This is a genomic window from Serratia sp. JKS296 (assembly GCF_900215445.1).
Taxonomy (GTDB): domain Bacteria; phylum Pseudomonadota; class Gammaproteobacteria; order Enterobacterales; family Enterobacteriaceae; genus Serratia; species Serratia marcescens.
On the sequence record NZ_OCMX01000001.1, the window covers coordinates 1,366,088 to 1,385,191 of the forward strand.

General features: G+C 59.8%; 17 protein-coding genes. 10 read left to right on the forward strand and 7 right to left on the reverse strand.

What is annotated here, in order from left to right:
- Positions 1-3 precede the first annotated feature (3 nt).
- From CRO23_RS06465 to CRO23_RS06475, 3 genes are all read right to left on the reverse strand, one after another.
- Entirely contained in the window at positions 4-738 is a 735-nt protein-coding gene (locus tag CRO23_RS06465) for a LytR/AlgR family response regulator transcription factor (RefSeq protein ID WP_004936341.1), read from the reverse strand.
- Positions 735-2,426, reverse strand: a complete 1,692-nt coding sequence (locus tag CRO23_RS06470; RefSeq protein ID WP_097101584.1) for a sensor histidine kinase — start codon at positions 2,424-2,426, stop codon at positions 735-737. Before CRO23_RS06470 ends, CRO23_RS06465 begins: the two co-directional genes overlap by 4 nt.
- A gap of 91 nt (positions 2,427-2,517) precedes the next feature.
- Positions 2,518-3,762: a DUF1479 domain-containing protein gene (locus tag CRO23_RS06475; protein WP_097101585.1), complete on the reverse strand. Its 1,245-nt coding sequence runs from the start codon at positions 3,760-3,762 to the stop codon at positions 2,518-2,520.
- Positions 3,763-3,930: 168 nt separating this feature from the next.
- On the opposite strand from CRO23_RS06475, the gene CRO23_RS06480 reads away from it, so the two are divergent.
- The 3 genes from CRO23_RS06480 (at position 3,931) to CRO23_RS06490 (ending at position 6,455) form a co-directional block, all read left to right on the forward strand.
- Positions 3,931-4,470: a GNAT family N-acetyltransferase gene (locus CRO23_RS06480; RefSeq protein WP_097101587.1), complete on the forward strand. Its 540-nt coding sequence runs from the start codon at positions 3,931-3,933 to the stop codon at positions 4,468-4,470.
- A gap of 119 nt (positions 4,471-4,589) precedes the next feature.
- Positions 4,590-5,819: an alanine transaminase gene (gene alaC, locus CRO23_RS06485; protein WP_016926818.1), complete on the forward strand. Its 1,230-nt coding sequence runs from the start codon at positions 4,590-4,592 to the stop codon at positions 5,817-5,819.
- A 111-nt stretch (positions 5,820-5,930) separates the two neighbouring features.
- On the forward strand, positions 5,931-6,455 hold the full coding sequence (locus CRO23_RS06490) for a cytochrome b (RefSeq protein ID WP_016926819.1): 525 nt from the start codon (positions 5,931-5,933) through the stop codon (positions 6,453-6,455).
- Between the two features lie 66 nt (positions 6,456-6,521).
- Here the strand turns inward: CRO23_RS06490 and ypdK are convergent, their stop codons facing one another.
- The gene (gene ypdK, locus CRO23_RS24720; protein WP_099782600.1) at positions 6,522-6,596 is read right to left on the reverse strand and encodes a membrane protein YpdK; all 75 of its coding nucleotides are present in this window, start codon (positions 6,594-6,596) and stop codon (positions 6,522-6,524) included.
- A 556-nt stretch (positions 6,597-7,152) separates the two neighbouring features.
- A complete protein-coding gene (locus CRO23_RS06495) occupies positions 7,153-7,590 on the reverse strand; it encodes a transcriptional regulator (protein ID WP_016926820.1) in 438 nt (145 codons plus the stop codon).
- Between the two features lie 579 nt (positions 7,591-8,169).
- Here CRO23_RS06495 and pgaA point away from each other — a divergent pair.
- The 4 genes from pgaA to pgaD are packed head-to-tail and all read left to right on the forward strand — an operon-like array spanning position 8,170 to position 14,411.
- On the forward strand, positions 8,170-10,626 hold the full coding sequence (pgaA, locus tag CRO23_RS06500) for a poly-beta-1,6 N-acetyl-D-glucosamine export porin PgaA (protein ID WP_097101589.1): 2,457 nt from the start codon (positions 8,170-8,172) through the stop codon (positions 10,624-10,626).
- 10 nt (positions 10,627-10,636) lie between these two features.
- Positions 10,637-12,643, forward strand: a complete 2,007-nt coding sequence (gene pgaB / locus CRO23_RS06505; protein WP_097101591.1) for a poly-beta-1,6-N-acetyl-D-glucosamine N-deacetylase PgaB — start codon at positions 10,637-10,639, stop codon at positions 12,641-12,643.
- Complete coding sequence (pgaC, locus tag CRO23_RS06510) at positions 12,640-13,974, forward strand: poly-beta-1,6-N-acetyl-D-glucosamine synthase (RefSeq protein WP_016926823.1); 1,335 nt, start codon at positions 12,640-12,642, stop codon at positions 13,972-13,974. Before pgaB ends, pgaC begins: the two co-directional genes overlap by 4 nt.
- Complete coding sequence (gene pgaD / locus CRO23_RS06515; protein WP_097101593.1) at positions 13,971-14,411, forward strand: poly-beta-1,6-N-acetyl-D-glucosamine biosynthesis protein PgaD; 441 nt, start codon at positions 13,971-13,973, stop codon at positions 14,409-14,411. Before pgaC ends, pgaD begins: the two co-directional genes overlap by 4 nt.
- Here the strand turns inward: pgaD and CRO23_RS06520 are convergent.
- Positions 14,408-14,863: a DUF805 domain-containing protein gene (locus CRO23_RS06520; protein WP_016926825.1), complete on the reverse strand. Its 456-nt coding sequence runs from the start codon at positions 14,861-14,863 to the stop codon at positions 14,408-14,410. The genes pgaD and CRO23_RS06520 overlap by 4 nt on opposite strands.
- Positions 14,864-15,148: 285 nt before the next feature.
- Between CRO23_RS06520 and mltB the strand changes: the two genes are divergently transcribed.
- Positions 15,149-16,237, forward strand: a complete 1,089-nt coding sequence (gene mltB, locus CRO23_RS06525; RefSeq protein WP_015378637.1) for a lytic murein transglycosylase B — start codon at positions 15,149-15,151, stop codon at positions 16,235-16,237.
- A 56-nt stretch (positions 16,238-16,293) separates the two neighbouring features.
- Here the strand turns inward: mltB and CRO23_RS06530 are convergent, their stop codons facing one another.
- Entirely contained in the window at positions 16,294-17,445 is a 1,152-nt protein-coding gene (locus tag CRO23_RS06530) for a porin (protein ID WP_097101595.1), read from the reverse strand.
- Positions 17,446-17,842: 397 nt separating this feature from the next.
- Here CRO23_RS06530 and CRO23_RS06535 point away from each other — a divergent pair, with 397 nt between their 5' ends.
- Together CRO23_RS06535 and CRO23_RS06540 are read left to right on the forward strand one after the other, a co-directional pair.
- Entirely contained in the window at positions 17,843-18,133 is a 291-nt protein-coding gene (locus CRO23_RS06535; protein ID WP_028127760.1) for a hypothetical protein, read from the forward strand.
- Positions 18,134-18,179: 46 nt separating this feature from the next.
- Positions 18,180-19,103, forward strand: a complete 924-nt coding sequence (locus CRO23_RS06540; protein WP_033639733.1) for a DMT family transporter — start codon at positions 18,180-18,182, stop codon at positions 19,101-19,103.
- Position 19,104: the final 1 nt, after the last annotated feature.

A 19,104-nucleotide genomic window follows, 5' to 3' on the forward strand; every position in this document is an offset into this window, starting at 1 on the left:
CGCTTACAGGCGCATCAGCTTGCGAAACTCTTTCACCTTGCTGCGGCTGACCGGCACTTCAAACTCAAGATCGCTCAGCCGCAGAATGTAGGTATTGTTGAACCAGGGCACGATCTCGCGGATCTTGGCCAGGTTAACGCAGTAAGAGCGGTGGCAGCGGAAGAAATGTTCTTCCGGCAGCCGGCCGTAAAACTCGGTGAGGTTCATCGGCATCACGAACTCCTCCCGGCGAGTGTAGACCCGCGTCACCTTTTCATCGGCGGCGGCGTAATAGATGTCGTTGATGTCGGTAACGATGATCCGCTCGTCTTTGATCAGGTTGATGCTATGGCTGCCGCGGCTCGGCGCGCTGGTCGGTTCCGCCGCGCCGGCGGGGCGATGATGCAGCGCCTCCAGCTTTTGCAGCATGGTGACGATGCGCGCCTCGTGATAGGGCTTGAGGATATAGTCGAACGCTTCGATCTCGAACGCTTCCACCGCGTGCTCTTTATAGGCGGTGATGAACACGATAGACGGGCGATGCGCGAATTTGCTGATGTTTTGCGCCAGCAACACGCCGTCCAGCGACGGGATGTTGATGTCGAGGAAAATGGCGTCGACCTGGTGGGTCTGCAGGTATTTGAGGACGTCGAGGCCATCCTCGAAGGTGGCGACGATATCGATATTGCTGTGTTTCTTGATCAGGTAGCTGAGTTCTTCCTGCGCGAGGAATTCGTCTTCCACGATGATGGCTTTCATGAGGCCTCCCCGATCGGCGGCGCGCTCGATTCCTGATGCAGCTTGCCGCCGTTTTTGCTGATGTAGAACGCGATTTCGGTGCCCGGCTCCAGGCGGCGGATATGCAGCCCTTCACCGTACAGCAGCGACACGCGGTGGTGTACGTTGAGCAGGCCGATATTGTGGCCCGGCATCTCGTTGCGCGCCACCCGATCGATGGTTTCCTGATTGATGCCGTGGCCGGTATCCTTCACCGATATTTTCACCCGGTCGCCCTGATCTTTCACCGCGATCACGACTACCCCTTTGCCCTTGCAGGGCTGGATGCCGTGCACGATGGCGTTCTCCACCAGCGGCTGGATCAGCAGGCTCGGAATGCGCACCGAGACGTCGTCGTCGATGTCGTAAATCACCGTCAGCTTGGCGCCGAAGCGCGCCTGTTCGATGGCGATGTAATCCTGGATCTGATGCAGTTCCTTGCGGATATCGATCAGTTCGTCGTTCAGCTCCAGGTTGTAGCGCAGGTAGCGCGACAGGTTGATGATCAGCTGGCGCGCGGTGTCCGGATTCAGGCGGATGGAGGAAGAGATGGCGTTCAGCGCGTTGAACAGGAAGTGCGGGTTAATCTTGCTCTGCAGCGCGCGCATTTCGGCTTTATCCGCCATCTGGCGCAGATGCTCGATGCGCGAAACCTCCATCTGCGTGGAGATGATCTGCGACAGCCCGACCGCCATCACCTTCAGCGTGTTGGTGATCTGGTGAGCGTGGCAGTAGTAAATTTTCAGCGCGCCGGTCACTTCGCCCTTTTCCCACAACGGCACCACCAGCTGCGAATGGATCTGCGGCGCGGCCGGGTTTTCCAGGTTGTTTTTGATGATGATTTTGCCGTGGCGAATGCTTTCGCGGGTAACGCGGCTCAGCCCTTCGCGGCCGATCGGGTAGGCTTCGCGCCCCACGCCGACGTAAGCCAGCACCTGATGGGTATCAGTGATCGCCACCGCGTCGGCGCGGATGTCCTGGCGGATGATATCGCAAATGGTGGCCAGCGATTCGCTGTTGATGTTGCGAAAATAGGGCAGCGTCTTGTGGGCGATATCCAGCGCCAGCTTGGCCTGGCGCGCGGCGATCACCTCTTTTTCATCTTCGACGCTCTGCACCAGCAGCACGATCAGGCCGATGCACACCGTGCCGAGGATCATCGGCAGCGCGATCTGCGACACGATGTCGAGCCCAAGCTCGGTCGGCTTGGCCCACAGCACGATCAGCAGCATGGTGAGGGATTCGCACAGCATGCCGCCGACGATGCCGGCGCGCCAGCGCTGCTCTTTTCTCACCTTGAGGTTGATGTAGCCGGCGCTGATGCCGGCGATGATGCTGGTGATGAGGCAGGGCACCGAGGTGATGCCGCCGATGTCGATCAGATAGCGGTGCACCCCGGCGATGATGCCGGTGACGATCCCCACCCAGGGGCCGAACAGGATGCCGCCGGCCATGATGGCGATGACGCGCACGTTGACCAGCGATCCCTCAACGTTGATGCCGGAGTAGGTGCTGAACAGCGCGAACAGCGCGAAGATCGCCGTGACGATGCCGAGCTCAAGCGGCGTATGGTCTTCTTTTTGCAGCAGTTGGCGGAACAGCCGGGTGCGGGTCAGGAAAAACAGACAGATCAACATCAGCGCGGCGCGATCAAACACCGCCAACAGCATTTCAAAAAAAGGGTGCACGACGGGTTCTCGCTGCGGCCTACGGATGACGGCAGTATACCACAGCGAGAGAGGCCCGTGGCTGGGGCGGCGGTCAGCGCATGCCGAGCTGCGCTTTGCCCAGCGGCGTCAGCAGCTCGACGGTGGCGCGGCCCTCGAAATCCACTTCGAAATCGTCGGGGGCGAAGTCCGGCGGCGTTCTGCCGTCGATAAAGCTCGGCAGTTGGCGCTGCAGATAGGCGTCGTTTTTCTCGCAGCCCGGCGCGGCGGCGATGTACATCACGTTGCTGTCGAACTCGCCGTTATGTTCGTTCTCCACCGCGTGGATCACGTCGCAATGCCAAAATACCGTGTCGCCCGGCTCCAGATCGGGAATAGGGGAAATCCCGCTTAATAAAAGGGGATGCCATTTTTCCGAGATCGACAGCGCGCGGCCCGGTGCCGCATCGCACAGATCGTCGTCGGCGACGTCGTCCTGCAGCGCGCGCAGCAGCACATAGGCCATGGCGTTGGCGATCGGCACCAGGTTCAGCGTGCCGGCGTTGGTGCGTTGCGGCGTCAGCGCCGTCCAGCCCTGGAAGGTGCGGAACATCGAGCAGACCGCCGGGGAGGCTATTTCGCGCACTTCGGTGCGGCCGTCGGCGGCGAAGGGATCGTACTGCTGCCAGTCGCCGGAGAAGACGTGGCGATACACATAGCGGAAGTTCTCGTCCAGCCAGCGCTCGATGGTGCCGCTGTCGACGTGCGGCGACAGGCCCAGCGACGAGGAGTTCGGCGGGCGGCGGCGGGTGCGATCGGCGTAGGTGGCGACGCGAGTCGGATCGAAATGCTGCTTGCCGTTGCTTTCGGTGGCCCACAGGCTGTTGAGGAACACCTGCACCGCATGCATGCGCGCGTCCTGCCGCGCTTCAACCTGCGGTTTTGACCAATAGATGCCGTAGATCTGCGGCTTGCTGGCGGCCAGCTTGCCGAAATAGTTGTCTTCGGCGGCGTTTTTCAACCGCTCGACGAAGTTGTTGCGATCGAGGTAATCGCCGATTTCGCGGTTCCAGCCCTCGGCTTTGGCGCGCGGAAACACCCCGCGAATAGCGCAGGCGCCGCGCTGTTTGATCAGCGCTTTTTGTTGTTCAGTGACGCGCTGCTGCAGGATATCTTCCGCGTCAATTTGCGGCACCGGGTTGTGGCCGGCGGCCAGTTCGCGGCGAATCTGTTCGACCTGGGCGCGGATGTTCTCTTCCAGCGCCTGGAATACGTCGCGATAGTTGGGCAATGCCTGGCGCAGCTGACGCTTGACGTTAACGATCGCCTGCGGAATATCGTCGATGACTAAAGAGGCCATGGTGTTCTCCTGATGCCGCGTGGGTAACGGCGGCGGGCAGTTGTAGGGAATCGGGCAAGACGTTATGGTTTTGTGGTTTTAACGTAAATGATTATCGGCAACCAATCGGGGAAAATAAAGAGATATCTTTCATTCGTAAGTTCCTCTTTTTCGTTTTTCGGAGATTTTATGAAGCTGGTCACTGAACGTCTGCAATTACAGTCGATAACCGCCGAGGATTGGCCGCTGTTTCTGCGCCTGTACCAAGATCCCGAGGTGATCCGTTACATCTCCGATCCGCGCAGCGAAGCGGAGATCCGCGCACGATTCGAGGAGCGCCTGCCGGTCTGGGACAAACACGGCGACCAGTGGCTGTGCCTGGTGATGCGTGAGAAGCACAGCGGAGAGGCGGTGGGCATTACCGGCTTTCGCCCGCACTGGGTGCCGTATCGGCAGGCGGAAGTGGGATACGGGAGTTTGCCTTCCGGGCAGGGCAAGGGCTATGGCAAGGAGTCGCTGCGGGCGGTGCTGGATTTTGCGGTGAACGCCTGCGGTTTTCACAAGCTGACCGCCACCGTGACCGCCGGCAACCTCGCCTCGCGCGGCCTGCTGGAGTCGTGCGGTTTCCAGCTGGAGGGCACGTTGCGCGACAACTACCGTCTGGCGGATCAGTGGTGCGACGACTGGCTGTTCGGGCTGCTGGCGGCGGAGTTTCAGAGCGCTAAATAAAAATATCGCGCCGGGTATCGACAAGCTCGTCGGCGCTGCGCTATGTTCGATATTCGGTCAGTTCGCTGGCCAGCGTCGCTCGGACGGTCCGGGCGCTAACGTCTATCGAGGAATCCCCTATGGCTGATAACAGTCCACAGCGCCGTTTCACACGCATTGAACGCCTTCCCCCTTACGTATTCAACATCACCGCCGAACTGAAGATGGCCGCACGCCGTCGCGGCGAGGATATTATCGACTTCAGCATGGGTAACCCCGACGGCCCGACGCCGCCGCACATCGTGGAAAAACTGTGCGCCGTCGCCCAGCGCGACGACACCCACGGTTATTCCACCTCGCGCGGCATTCCGCGCCTGCGCCGCGCCATTTCGCGCTGGTATGCCGATCGTTATCAGGTGGATATCGATCCGGAAAGCGAAGCCATCGTCACTATCGGTTCGAAAGAGGGGCTGGCGCACCTGATGCTGGCGACCCTCGATCACGGCGATACCGTGCTGGTGCCGAACCCCAGTTACCCGATCCACATTTACGGCGCGGTGATCGCCGGTGCTCAGGTGCGCTCGGTGCCGCTGGTGGACGGCGTGGATTTCTTCGGCGAGCTGGAGCGTGCCATTCGGGAAACCATTCCGCGCCCGAAAATGATGATCCTCGGCTTCCCGTCCAACCCGACCGCGCAGTGCGTGGAGCTGGATTTCTTCGAGCGGGTGGTGGCGCTGGCCAAACAGTACAACGTGCTGGTGATCCACGATCTGGCCTATGCCGATATCGTCTATGACGGCTGGAAAGCGCCGTCGATCATGCAGGTGCCGGGGGCGAAAGACATTGCGGTGGAGTTCTTCACCCTGTCGAAAAGCTACAACATGGCCGGCTGGCGCATCGGTTTCATGGTCGGCAACCCTGAGCTGGTCAGTGCGCTGGCGCGCATCAAGAGTTATCACGACTACGGCACCTTTACGCCGCTGCAGGTGGCGGCCATCGCCGCGCTGGAAGGCGATCAGCAGTGCGTGCGCGATATCGCCGAGCAGTATCGGCAGCGCCGCAACGTGTTGGTGAAGGGGCTGCATGAGGCCGGCTGGATGGTGGAAAATCCGAAGGCGTCGATGTACGTGTGGGCGAAAATTCCCGAGCCTTATGCCCACCTCGGTTCGCTGGAGTTTGCCAAACGCCTGCTGGCGGAAGCCAAGGTCTGCGTCTCGCCGGGCATTGGCTTTGGCGACTACGGCGACACCCACGTGCGCTTCGCGCTGATCGAGAATCAGGATCGTATCCGCCAGGCGGTGCGCGGCATCAAGGCGATGTTCCGCGCGGACGGGCTGCTGAAGCCGGGCAAAGCCGGCAGCGCCAAATAATCCTGTCAGGCCGGGCGTTCGCCCGGCCTTATTTTTTTCCGTCCCAAGGTTTTCTTCATTATTTCCCCATTATGCTCAACTACGCTGAATTTTATTTTTTGGACAGAGTGAATGAGCAACCGCTACGCGCGATCGCAAATCGTTTTACATTGGCTGACGTTGCTGATGGTGATCCTCACCTATGCGGCGATGTTGCTGAAAGATTCGGTGCCGGAGGCGTGGGCGCCGATGGTCAAAAATCTGCATTTCAACTTTGGGGTATCGGTCTTTGTCCTGATGCTGATTCGGTTGGCGGTGCGTTCTTTCCACGCTGCGCCGCCGACCACGCCCCCGCTGGAAGAATGGCAGGAGGTAGGCGCGAAGATTTTCCATTGGCTGCTGTACGTGGTCTTCCTGATGTTGCCGTTGCTGGGCATGTTAACCCTGGCCTACGGCGGGAAATCGTGGTCTTTGCTGGGCTGGCCGGTGCCGCACTGGGTGACGCCGGAGCCGGTGATGCGCAAGCTGGTTAAAACGGTGCATGAGACGCTGGCAAACGTTGGCTACTTTATCATTGGCGCGCATGCGCTGGCGGCGCTGTATCACCACTACCTGCGCAAGGACGACACCCTGCGCCGCATGATGCCGGGCAAATGATCGCTCGCCGAAACGACAAAGGGACGCTTGCGCGTCCCTTTGTCTGTGTTCCTGGTGTGGCTGCTGTCAGGCAACCATCAACATGAAGGTGCCAACCCAGGCAACCAGCATGAATGACACGCCCATCAAAAAATATTTCACTGAACAACTCCTGTCTGGAGTCCTCGCCAGCAATGATCCCGATTGTTGTGCTGAGTATTTTATGGACAACCGGCTTGTCGGGCGGATTCTTCCAAGCGAAAGAACAACGTCCTCGAGCGCGGGGTGTCCGGTTGTCGCGCCTCATGCTCCGTGAGGTAAAATCCGAACCGCGACAGGATCGGCGCTAATGTACTCTCAATACTGGTCTGATTTCAATACTGTGTTTTTGATCACAATTTTAGGCTGTTTTTTAAACAGCACGGGCTGTTTTATAACGCTTTTTATAAGCAAGCGACAGAAAGTAGCCCGCTGTGGCGGGCTTTAAAATCGGGTATTGCAATACGGCGGCAGGCGCTCAAGCGACGGCGTTGATGCCGGTCGCCAAAATGACCCAAAAAACGAGACAAGACAGCAGAATAACGGCCCAAATATGACGGCGACTCCACTCCATTTTTAGCCTTCGTTGTTGCGACAAGTGATTAGGTAGCCATCATATCGGCGCAAAACGGGGAAAATTTAGCCCCCTTGGATAATATTTCGCTTACATATCGCTAACTTATTGACAAACTTCGCTTATTGTCACGCGCACTTCGTAGCCCAGCAGATACAACGCCTGCTCCAACGCTTCAATCTTCGAGGCGTAGCCGATATCCAGCAACCGCTCCATTTGCCCGCCGTTGAATCCCAGCTTGCGCGCCAGCGCCGCTTTGCCGGTGTTTTTGCGCAGCATCGCGTTGTGCAGTTCGATCTTCAGCGTCACCAGAGCCGGCAGATGTACCCTCAAGTCATCGGTTTGCAGAGGAGAAGGGGCGGGCAGGGGCTGCCCTTCATCCATCGCGGCGGCGATGGCGGCCAGCAGGCTTTCCTGTGCTTCCAGCTCGATGTCTTCGCGTTTATAGCAGGCAGATTGCCACTCGGGGAAGTCGTGGAAACCGATCTGCCAGGCATCGCTGTCGCTATCGAAGGTGTAATGGGCGGGGTAGTGGCTGTACATGGCAATCCCTGATTGAAACCAGAATGAGGCGCTATTGTGACGGCATGCCCGGGAGATAGCCAGCATGAATGTATACGTGGGGAATTTAAATTGAACTGAATAATTATTAGCAGGCAAATTTAATTTTCGTGTTAACAATAGTCTTATTATTTTTCCAAGAAGGTAGATTATTTAATTGGGTGTTTGGATTAATATTCCTGTTAGCCGGTGATAATGAGAATTAAAATCAAATATCACACTGGTTTTTATATAATTTCACACGAAAGAGTGAAAATAAGAATATTGGTCATAAATAAATCCCATCTTATTGATTTGTATTGTTTTAATTTTTATTATTTCACTTATTGATAATTGTGAAATTCCAGTTTCAGGCAGATATCACCTGGCTGCGGTATTCATTGGCGGATTTATAAAATACTCTTTTTAGGCAAAGGCGCATTCGATTCTATTTAAGCGTGCGCCAGACAGAAATATTCATTACTCCATGCTTATTACCCGACGGCTCTAGCCGACTTTTCGGGTGCCTGCTCGCATTTCTACTTTGCCAGGACAGCAGCTCACGGATTAAAGGAATACCTCGTGCCTAAAGTTAACTCGCGTTCATTACGTTTTACCGAACGCCACGCTACCAAATATGCGGCGTCATTGCTGTTTATCGGTTTATCCCTGCCGGCCACCGCGCTGGCGGATGAACGCTATGACGCGCTGATCCGTCAGGCCAGATCGGGCGATACTGCGCCGGTGCTGGCGTATTTATCGCAGCGGCGCGCTCAGGAGGGGTTGAGCCTGCAGCAGCGAGCCGATTATATCCAGGTGGCCGGGTGGGCCGGCCACGATGAAGAGGTCGTCGCGCTTTGGCGTGCCGACGGCGCCGCGCTGCAGCGGGATAGCGCCAGTCTGGCGACGGCGGCCCGCGCCTATCGCAACCTGAAGCAGTGGCAACCATCGCTGCGACTGTGGCGTACGGCGTTGCAGCTCGCTCCCGCCGACGGCGGCTTACAGCGTGGCTATGTGATGACGCTGGCGGATGCCGGGCAGGATGCGCAGGCGCAAACGGAGGCGTCCAAAGCGGAGAAACTGCTGGAGCCGGCGACGTGGTATCTGACGCGCGCCTATGTGGACCAGGCCGCCGGCCGCAGCTGGGCGGCGCTGGAAAACGCCACTCATGCCCGCGCGCTGGCGCCGTCCGACACCGGTATTCAGGCTTATTACGTGACGCTGCTGGCGGCGAATCGGGTCGCGGATCCGGCGCTGCGTGAAAGCCAGGGGCTGGCATTGCCGCCCGCGCAGCAGCGGCGCCTGCAGGCGGATGAAGCCGCCGAGCTGGTGCGGCTGTCGTTTATCGATGCTCGCGGTGAACAAGAACGTTTCGTCATCGCCGACCGCGCGCTGGCGCGCTATGACCAACTGCTGGCGCAGTGGCGGCCGCTGCCGGAGGCGCAGGACAGCTACCAACAGGCGCGCGTCGATCGCCTGGGCGCGCTGTTGGCGCGTTATCGAATGGCCGAAGTGGTGAGCGAATATCAAACCTTGCAGGCGGAAGGGCGCACGGTGCCGGATTATGCCCAGCGCTGGGCGGCGTCCGCCTACCTCTATCTGCAGCAGCCGGACAAGGCGCAGGCCATTTTCGGCCGTCTGAACGCCGCCGCGCCGCAGGCGGTGACAGCCGAAGACGAAACCGATCTGTTTTACGCGCAGGCGGAGAACGAACGCATCGATCAGGCGGTGTTGCTGGCGCAGCGCGTCAGCCAGCGCTATCCCTACGCGACCCGCCTGTACCAACTGCCGACGCTGGCCTACAACGATGACTGGCTGGTCGGCCAATCGCTGCTGGCGCAGTCGCGGGTTTATCAACGCGATCTGGCCGAGGCCGAACGGCAGTTGACCCATCTGGCGCGAACGGCGCCGGGCAATCAGGGTTTGCGCATCTCCTTGGCCAGCGTTTATTTGGCGCGCGGCTGGCCGCGTCGCGCCGAGGAGGAGTTGAAGCAGGTGGAAGGGCTGGAGCCGCGCAGCCTGCCGTTGGAGATCCAGCAGGGCTATGTCGCGCAGGCGTTGCAGGAGTGGCGCCAACTGGATTTGCTGGCCGACGACGTCATCCAGCGCGCGCCGGAAAGCGTTGCCGCTCAGCAGCTTGAACGTTCGCGCCGCATTCACCATATGTCTGAACTGCGCATCAGCGGCAATCAGGGCATTGATTCCGACGGGCCGGTCAGCGGCAGCCACGATTTCGGCATTCACGCCGCGCTCTATTCACCGCCGATCGACGACAACTGGCGGTTGTTCACCGGCTGGGGATTCAACACCGGCCAATTCGACGAGGGCAAGGGCATCAACCGCGATCTCAGCGCCGGCGCCGAGTGGCGCTCGCGCGATCTGTGGCTGGAGGCCGAGGTGGCCAACCGCAACTACGGCCACGGCAATGAGCTCGGCCTGCGCCTCTCATCCTGGTATGACCTGAATGATCAATGGCGCCTCGGCGGTTCGGTGGCGCGCCTGTCGGCCGAGACGCCGCTGCGCGCGTTGACCAACGGCATCAGCGCCAACGGCGGCAACCTGTGGCTGCGTTGGCAGCAGAACGAAAGCCGCGAGCTGCGCGCCAGCGTGGCGCCTTCGCACTTCTCGGACGGCAACAATCGACTGGAGTACGGCCTGGAAGGGCGGCAACGGCTGCTCGCCGGCGCCCGCTATCGGCTGGACGTGAACCTGACGCTGTCCGGCAGCCGCAACAGCCAGGAGAACGTGCCGTATTACAACCCGAAGCGCGACTTCACGCTGCTGCCGTCGTTAACGCTCGATCACACCCTGTATCGCCATTATCAGACCGAGTGGAGTCAGCAGTTCCAGGCCGGCGCCGGCAGCTATTGGCAGCGGGACTATGCGCGCAAGCCGATCACCCAGCTGGGTTACGGCCAGCGCGTCAGCTGGAACGGAGTGTTGGACGCCGGCGCGATGCTGCAGTTTGAGAAGCATCCGTACGACGGCAAACGCGAGCGGAACATCGGCGTGACGTTTGATCTGAATTATCGTTTTTAAAGGAATCATCATGCTTATTCGATCTTCACTTCTCGTGTTGGCCGCCTTGCTGACTACCGCCTGCAGTCAGGCGGACGTGCCGCGCTTCACGCCGCCGGCGGAGCGCCCCGTGGGGCCGATGGAACGGCCGTGGCCGGCCAACCGTTACGCGGTGCTGGCGTATCACGACGTAGAAGACGGCGCGGCGGACCAGCGCTACATGTCGGTGCGCACCAGCGCGCTCAACGAACAGTTCGCCTGGCTGAAGCAAAACGGCTACCAGCCGGTGTCGGTCGAGCAGATCCTGCAGGCGCAAAACGGCGGCCCGGCGTTGCCGAACAAGGCGGTGCTGCTGACCTTCGACGACGGCTACCGCAGCTTCTACAGCCGGGTATTCCCGCTGCTGAAGGCCTACAACTGGCCGGCGGTGCTGGCGCCGGTCGGCGTTTGGCTGGATGCGCCGGCCGGCAAGCCGGTCGATTTCGGCGGCCTGATGACGCCGCGCGATCGTTTCCTCACCTGGCAGCAGGTGCGGGAAGTGTCGGATTCCGGGCTGGTGGAGATTGGCGCGCATACCTACGCTTCGCATTACGGCGGCATCGCCAACCCGCAGGGCAATACCGAACCGGCGGTCGCCAATCGGCTGTACGACGCCAAACAGGGCCGTTACGAAAGCGAGACGGAATACCGCCAACGCATCGAGAAGGACGTGGCGTTGATCACCCAGCGCATCACCGCCGCCACCGGTAAGGCGCCGCGCGTGTGGGTCTGGCCGTACGGTGCGGCCGGCGGCGTGGCGCTGGACATCGCGCGCAAGCACGGTTACCGCATGGCGCTGACGCTGGAGAACGGGCTGGGAGACGTCAACGCGCCTGAGAACGTGCCGCGCATGCTGGTGGCCGGCAACCCGTCGCTGACGAGCTTCGCCCAGCAACTGACGCAGATACAGAACCGACAGATCATGCGGGTGGCGCACGTCGATCTCGACTACCTCTACGATCCCGATCCGCAGCAGCAGGCCAAAAACCTCGACAAGCTGATCCAGCGCATCTACGACCTGCGCATCAATACCGTTTTCCTGCAGGCGTTTGCCGATCCAAAAGGCGACGGCAACGTGCGCGAGCTCTATTTTCCCAACCGCTGGCTGCCGATGAAGGCCGACCTGTTCAACCGAGTCTCCTGGCAGCTCTCTTCGCGCACCGGCGTGGCCGTGTATGCCTGGATGCCGGTGCTGGCATTCGAGCTGGGGCCTGACGTGCCGCGCGTGCAGCGCCTCGATCCGCAAAGCGGGCAGCTGTCGGTAGACGACAAGCAGTATCGTCGCCTGTCGCCGTTCAGCCCGGTGGCGCGTCAGCGCATCGGTGAGATCTACGAGGATCTGGCGGCCCACGCCACCTTCAAAGGGATCCTGTTCCACGACGATGCCCTGCTGTCGGACTTCGAAGATGCCGGCCCCGACGCCGTTGCGGCCTACCGTCAGGCCGGCTTCGCCGATTCGGTGGCGGCGATACGCCAGGATCCGAAGGCGATGGCGCGCTGGACGCGCTTCAAGAGCCGGGCGCTGATCGGGTTTACCCAGTCGCTGACCGAGCGGGTGCGGGCGATCCGCGGCCCGCAGGTGCAAACCGCGCGCAACATCTATGCGATGCCGGTGCTCGATCCCGCCAGTGAAGCCTGGTTCGGCCAGAATCTGGCGGATTTCCTGCAGGCCTACGACTGGGTGGCGCCGATGGCGATGCCGCTGATGGAAAACGTGCCGCGCGCCGACAGCGGCCGCTGGCTGGATCAACTGGTGGGCAAAGTGGCCGCTTACCCCGGCGCGCTCGATAAAACGGTGTTTGAGTTGCAGGCTGTCGACTGGCGCAAGGAGCGCCGGGTCAGCCTGGATGACGGTCAACTGCTGGCCGAATGGATGCGTCGCCTGCAGCGCAATGGCGCTCAGAGCTTTGGTTATTACCCTGACAACTTCCTCGACGATCGGCCTAAGCTGGATGCCGTTCGCCCGGTGTTGTCCTCAGCCTGGTTCCCACTGCCATGACCGATCGTTTAATTGCCTTATTTATCCTGTGTCTGGTGTTGAGCGTGCCTTTCGGCATCGTCCTGCTGTTTACCGGCGAAATGCTGCTCAACTTCGTGTTCTTCTGGCCGTTGTTCATGTCCGGCATCTGGATCGCCGGCGGCATCTATTTCTGGCTGCATCGTGAGCGGCATTGGCGCTGGAGCCCGGACATGCCCGCGCCGGCGCTGCCGGGCAACCCGTCGATCAGCGTGCTGATCCCCTGTTTCAACGAAGGGTTGAACGCGCGTGAAACCATTTCGGCGGCGATGGCGCAGCGCTATGACAATATCGAAGTGATCGCCATCAACGACGGCTCCAGCGATGACACTGCCGAGGTGTTGGACCAGTTGACGCTGGAGTTCCCCCGGCTGCGAGTGATCCATCTGGCGCAAAATCAGGGCAAGGCGATCGCGCTGCAGGCGGGCGCAGCGGCGGCGCGCAGCGAGTATCTGGTGTGCATCGACGGCGATGCGCTGCTGGATCGCGATGCGGCAGCCTATTTGGTGGCGCCGCTGTTGGCCAATCCGCATGTCGGCGCGGTGACCGGCAACCCGCGCATCCGCACGCGCTCCACGCTGATCGGCCGCATCCAGGTCGGTGAGTTTTCGTCGATCATCGGCCTTATCAAGCGCACGCAGCGCGTTTATGGCCGCCTGTTCACCATTTCCGGCGTGGTCGCGGCGTTTCGTAAGCAAGCGCTCACCGATGTCGGTTACTGGAGTCAGGACATGATCACCGAAGACATCGACATCAGCTGGAAGCTGCAGCTGAAGCACTGGGCTATCTTCTTCGAACCGCGAGCGCTGTGCTGGATCCTGATGCCGGAGACCTTGCGCGGGCTATGGAAGCAGCGCCTGCGCTGGGCGCAGGGCGGCGCGGAGGTGTTTTTAAAGAATCTGCGCAACCTGTGGGCCTGGGAGCACCGGCATATGTGGCTGCTGTTCGCCGAATATTGCCTCTCCACGCTGTGGGCGTTCACTTACCTGGTCAGCGTGCTGATTTTTCTGGTCGGACTGGCGGTGCCGCTGCCGGAGGGCATCCGCATTCACTCGCTGCTGACGCCGGCGTTTACCGGCCTGGTGCTGGGCGTGGTGTGCTTGCTGCAGTTCACCGTCAGTCTGCTGCTGGAGAAGCGTTATGAGAAGGGCTTCGGCCGCTCGCTGTTCTGGATCATCTGGTATCCGCTGGTGTATTGGCTGCTCAGCTTGCTGACCACGCTGGTGGCGTTTTCCAAAGTGATGTTGAAAGCTCGGCGCGGGCGTGCGCGCTGGATAAGCCCCGACCGGGGCATTGGGAGGATCAAAGAATGACGGACGTCCTGATTTATTCCGAGCGCGGCCTGCTGCCGCGTATGGTAGACAGCCTGCTGACGCTTTTCGCCTGGTGCGGTTTCCTTTATCTGTTCAGTCGTGGCCTGATGTCGGTAATGGATCAGCACGGGGTGGGCTCCGCTCTGTCGCTGCTGGAAGTGATCTCGCTGTATATCATTGTGGCGTTGTTCAATGCCGTCACTCTGATCGCCTGGGCCAAATACAACCAGTATTTCTCCCGTCGCAGGGCGGCCGACCGCTGGCGGAAACAGCAACAGAACACCCACATCGGCTATATCACGCCGGAGCTGACCCGGCAGTTGCGGCGTTTGCCGATCGCCGTGGTGTCCCACAACAGCGGCGGCGGCATCAGCCAGGTTAGCGGCAGGCTGACGGCGGCCGAACCGGCAGCGAACAAGGTGGTGCCGCTGCGTTAATCGTCAGCGTTGCCGTCCGGCTTGCGGCGCAGCCCATCGGGCGGCAACAGCAGGGCGCAGATCATGACGGCCAGACTGAACAGCGGCAGCCAGCGCGCCACCGGACCGGGGGCGTAGTTGTTGAGCACCGAGCAAACGTAGCATGTTACGGCCAGCATCCAGCCGGGCAGGCCGATATCGTTGAGCCGAAACGCGGTTTTGGCCATAAACCATGCCACCAGGCCAAAACAGAACAGCGCCCACACCATGATGCACAGCAGATACAGCAGCACCGAGACGAATTCCTCGGTGTCGCCGTGCGCATGGGCGCGAAAATGGTTTTTATCCAGGTAGGTCGACAGAAACGACAACAGCACGATGCCAACGGCGAAGATCGCCAGCGAGAAAACAAAGGGTTTGCGCGAGATGCGCCCGCGGTAAAGGTCTTTGGCGAGTTGTCCGAGAGATTCCATCACAGTCCGTTGTCGTAATCATTGACCGCCCGGCGGCGGCCGGATGGCAAGCAGCCGGGCATTTTAACGGGGCAAACGGGGGCGTCAAGGTGATAACTTTTCTCATTTAGTCGCGGTTGAGATTCCACGCGGTCGCACCGGGCGTCCTTTCACCGTGCAAAACGTCACAATTTGGCACGTTTGGCTACCTGGCGCGGTAATTGGCGGCATAATCCTGTTTGTTCGCGTTGAACAATGCATTAACATAACTCCCACTTATCTCTTGCATGGCTATATGGATATCCGATGCGTCACCTGGTTGCGCTTTTACCGCTGATTACCTTGCTTGCTGCCTGTAGCAGCACGCCGAAACCCAGTACCACCGCTACGCCGCAGAGCACCCCGGTAAAGGGCGGCTTTTTGCTGAGCCCGGCGCACAGCGGCGCGCCGCTGGGAGGGGATTTCGCCAATAACCCGAATACCGCGCGCTTTATCGATAAGATGGTGCAGGAACACGGGTTTGACCGGCAGCAGCTGCACGACGTGTTGGCGCAGGCTCGGCGATTGGACTCGGTGCTGCGGCTGATGGACAGGCAGGCGCCGACGCCGTCTACCCAGGGCCCAACCGGGCCGAACGGTTCCTGGCTGCGCTACCGCAACAAGTTCATCACTCCGGATAACGTGCAAAACGGCGTAGTGTTCTGGAATCAATATCAGGATGCGCTGCAGCGCGCCTGGCAGGTATACGGCGTGCCGCCGGAGATCATCGTGGGGATTATCGGCGTGGAGACCCGCTGGGGCCGCGTAATGGGTAAAACCCGCATTATCGATGCGCTGGCGACGCTGGCCTTCAACTACCCGCGCCGCGCCGATTACTTCGCCGGTGAGCTGGAAACCTTCCTGCTGATGTCGCGCACTGAAGGCGACGATCCGCTCGAACTGCGCGGCTCCTTTGCCGGCGCGATGGGCTATGGGCAGTTCATGCCTTCTTCCTTCAAAAGCTACGCGGTCGACTTCAACGGCGATGGGCATATCAACCTGTGGGATCCGGTCGATGCCATCGGCAGCGTGGCCAATTACTTCAAGGCGCACGGCTGGTCCAAAGGCGAGCCGGTCGCCATTCAGGCCAACGGCCAGGCGCCGGGGCTGGAAAACGGCTTCAAGACGCGCTACTCGGTCGCCGCGCTGGCGGAAGCCGGCCTAAGCCCGCAGGGCTCGCTCGGCGATAATCAGGAAGCCAGCCTGCTGCGGCTGGACATCGGCACCGGCTACCAGTATTGGTACGGCCTGCCGAACTTCTACGTCATCACCCGCTATAACCACAGCACCCATTACGCCATGGCGGTATGGCAACTGGGCGAAGCGGTCGGGCGCTCGGCGCGCGGCGGCTTCTGACGCTGCGTCAATAAACGAAAAGGCCGCTTGCGCGGCCTTTTTTGCGTTCTGAGCAATCAGAAATCGTAGCGCAGGCGCATCACGGTCATATCGCCGAGGTTGTCGGTGCTCGATGTCAGCACATGCTCCACGTCAACGCGGAAACCGTAGTCAAACTGCACGGTAACCCCGAGGCCGTTGTCGATGCGCTGGTAGTTGCGGCCGGTGATGTATTCCAGGCGGTCGCCCATGAAGTACGGCATCACCGATTTCACCGCGTACTGGCCAACCGGCACGGTATAACCGGCCAGGTATTCGATACCCCATGCGTCGCCGGCGAAGTAATTATTGATGTCGGCTTTCTTGGTGGTCAGGAAGTCGTTGTAGTAACCGCCGCCGAAGGTGAGGGTCCAGTTGTCCGGTTTCCAGCTGATGGCGGTACCGAAAATGTTCTGGTCATAGCTCTTGCTGCCGCTGGTGGACGGATTGCGCATTTCGGCGCGGGTGTAGTTCCAGGCGGTGCCCCAGGTCAGGTCCTGCGTAATGTGGTAATCCACGCCCAGTGAGCCGCCGCCTTTGCGCTTGTAGCGCAGGCCGTTGCCCGGCAGATAGTCGCTGTCGCTGAATAGGTACGAAGCGTAAACGTCCGCATCGCCGAAGCGGTTCTTGTACTTCAGCATTTTGCGTGAGCGATAAGAGCCGTCGTAGTCGCCGTTGATGCCGTTGCCCGGTGCCTGGGCCAGCATGTCGTAGTCCCAGATATCGGTTTTGGCGCCAACCACATCGTAGTAAACGCTGTTCTGCTGACCGAAGGTCATCTGGCCCCAGGTGTTGCTTTTCAGGCCGGTGTACAGCATGCGGCGGCTGGTGTTTCTCGCGCCGTCGGCATAGTGGTGATCCCAGTCGAACAGCGCCGGAATGTTCACGCCCAGCTCGTAGTAGCTGATCCAGCTGATATCGTCGAACAGGTAATAGTCCGCCGCGAAACGGAAGCGGGTGCCGCCGTCGAAGCCGTTACGCTTGTAGGAGCCCTTGTCACCGTCACCCGTCATGTTGTTGAACTGCGGACGGATACTGCCGCCAACGGTGAAGTTCAGGCGGCTGAGCGGATCGCCAGCCTGCGGATCCTGCTTCAGCAGGGTGATTTCCGCCTGAGCGGCGAACGACGCGCTGCCGATCGCCAGACCCAGCGCCACCGCTTGAGTCAATACGCGCAATTTCATTGCCATGTGTTATCCCTGTTTTATGTATGACCGCCCCCATCAGCGCCGCCATGCCGATGTTTTGCGCAGAACGCTGCGTTTTCACGCATTTTGACGGTTTTTTTGGTGTTTTAGCGGCGGGCGGCATTTGTAACATAAACGGTGACATAAATAATTACTTTTCTTGCTAATTGTTGGCCGGTTTTTGACCATTTCGTGCGGTGAAAAGAGCCGTTTTTCATGCCTTTCGATTCGGATGAATTCATCTAACGCCAAGGTTTATATTTTTCATTTGTCAGTCATCGGCGTCAGCCTGTAATTTTATCCGTGCAAGAGATAATTAATTTCAGCCTGTCACCGCCGTATTAACGTTAGCCTTTTTCTGCGTAATCGGTCGGCAGGAATAAGCGATTGGGAGGTCGCCATGAGAAATCTGTTCATGTTGTTGGTGGGGGTGTTTTCATTACCGGCGATGGCGGCGGAATCGCACGTTTGTCATTCTCAAGCTTATGATTATGCAGAGGTTAGTAAGGTCAGGTTGTCTGACGATACCCAGTTTTCCTGCCGTGGCATAGGGCGCCTGACGATCCCGGAACTGGCGCGCAAAGGATGGAAGGTGATTCATTTGGCGCAGCAAACCGAATATACCGACTCCGTCGACAGCGATGGTGAGGTTATTAAAATTTATCAGGAAATCGTGGTGTATAAAGAATAACGCGACGGCAGCCTGTGATTATTTCAACGGCGGCGAGAATCCTATTATGAATGCAAGAATCGGTATTGACGGCAGGGCTGCGGCCGCCATGGTGGTGCTTTGCGCCATCTGGGGAATGCAGCAGGTGGCGATCAAGGCTGCCGAGGCGGATGTGTCGGCGGTACTGCAAATTGCCATTCGCTCGGGTCTCGCCGCGTTGGGGGTATACCTGCTGGCGCGTTGCCGCGGCGAGTGTTTCACCTGGGATCGCGCCACGCTGAGCGCCGGTTTGAGCGTAGGGGCATTGTTCGCGCTGGAGTTCTTTTTTGTCTCCGAAGGGTTGCGCTATACCAGCGCCTCGCATATGGCGGTGTTTTTGTACACCGCGCCGCTGTTTTCCGCCCTTGGCTTGCATTTCCTGATCCGTCAGGAGCGCCTGTCGCCGGTGCAGTGGCTGGGCATGCTCATCGCCTTTGGCGGCGTGGTGCTGGCCATATCGGGCATGGCCGAGGGAAGCGGCGGGGCCGATCGGCTGAAAGGCGATTTCTATGGCCTGCTGGCGGGGATCGCCTGGGGCGGTTCTACCCTGGTGATCCGTACCACGCGCCTGGCGGAGTGCCCGGCCAAACAGACGCTGCTGTTCCAGTTGACGGGCGCCTGTGTACTGCTGTCGCTGCTGGCGCTGGCGACGGACAATTTGCACGTTGTCCTGAGCCCCGTGGCCTGGAGCAGCCTGTTGTTCCAAACGGTGATCGTGTCGTTTTTCAGCTACCTGATCTGGTTTTCACTGTTGCGCCGTTATCAGGCTTCCTCGCTGGGCATTCTCACCTTTATGACGCCGGTATTCGGCATCCTGGCGGGGGCCGTCATTCTCGGCGAACCATTGCAAATTGAATTTGTATTGGGTGCCGTGCTGATCGTACTGGGGTTAATCGTAGTGAGTTGTTCATATCTTATTTATGTTGACCGAAGGGTGGCACCAAAAATATAAA

Coding starts and splice junctions, on each gene's coding strand:
- CRO23_RS06465 (WP_004936341.1), bottom strand. CDS start 738: ATGAAAGCCATCATCGTGGAAGACGAATTCCTCGCGCAGGAAGAACTC.
- CRO23_RS06470 (WP_097101584.1), bottom strand. CDS start 2,426: ATGCTGTTGGCGGTGTTTGATCGCGCCGCGCTGATGTTGATCTGTCTG.
- CRO23_RS06475 (WP_097101585.1), bottom strand. CDS start 3,762: ATGGCCTCTTTAGTCATCGACGATATTCCGCAGGCGATCGTTAACGTC.
- CRO23_RS06480 (WP_097101587.1), top strand. CDS start 3,931: ATGAAGCTGGTCACTGAACGTCTGCAATTACAGTCGATAACCGCCGAG.
- alaC (WP_016926818.1), top strand. CDS start 4,590: ATGGCTGATAACAGTCCACAGCGCCGTTTCACACGCATTGAACGCCTT.
- CRO23_RS06490 (WP_016926819.1), top strand. CDS start 5,931: ATGAGCAACCGCTACGCGCGATCGCAAATCGTTTTACATTGGCTGACG.
- CRO23_RS06495 (WP_016926820.1), bottom strand. CDS start 7,590: ATGTACAGCCACTACCCCGCCCATTACACCTTCGATAGCGACAGCGAT.
- pgaB (WP_097101591.1), top strand. CDS start 10,637: ATGCTTATTCGATCTTCACTTCTCGTGTTGGCCGCCTTGCTGACTACC.
- pgaC (WP_016926823.1), top strand. CDS start 12,640: ATGACCGATCGTTTAATTGCCTTATTTATCCTGTGTCTGGTGTTGAGC.
- pgaD (WP_097101593.1), top strand. CDS start 13,971: ATGACGGACGTCCTGATTTATTCCGAGCGCGGCCTGCTGCCGCGTATG.
- CRO23_RS06520 (WP_016926825.1), bottom strand. CDS start 14,863: ATGGAATCTCTCGGACAACTCGCCAAAGACCTTTACCGCGGGCGCATC.
- mltB (WP_015378637.1), top strand. CDS start 15,149: ATGCGTCACCTGGTTGCGCTTTTACCGCTGATTACCTTGCTTGCTGCC.
- CRO23_RS06530 (WP_097101595.1), bottom strand. CDS start 17,445: ATGGCAATGAAATTGCGCGTATTGACTCAAGCGGTGGCGCTGGGTCTG.
- CRO23_RS06535 (WP_028127760.1), top strand. CDS start 17,843: ATGAGAAATCTGTTCATGTTGTTGGTGGGGGTGTTTTCATTACCGGCG.
- CRO23_RS06540 (WP_033639733.1), top strand. CDS start 18,180: ATGAATGCAAGAATCGGTATTGACGGCAGGGCTGCGGCCGCCATGGTG.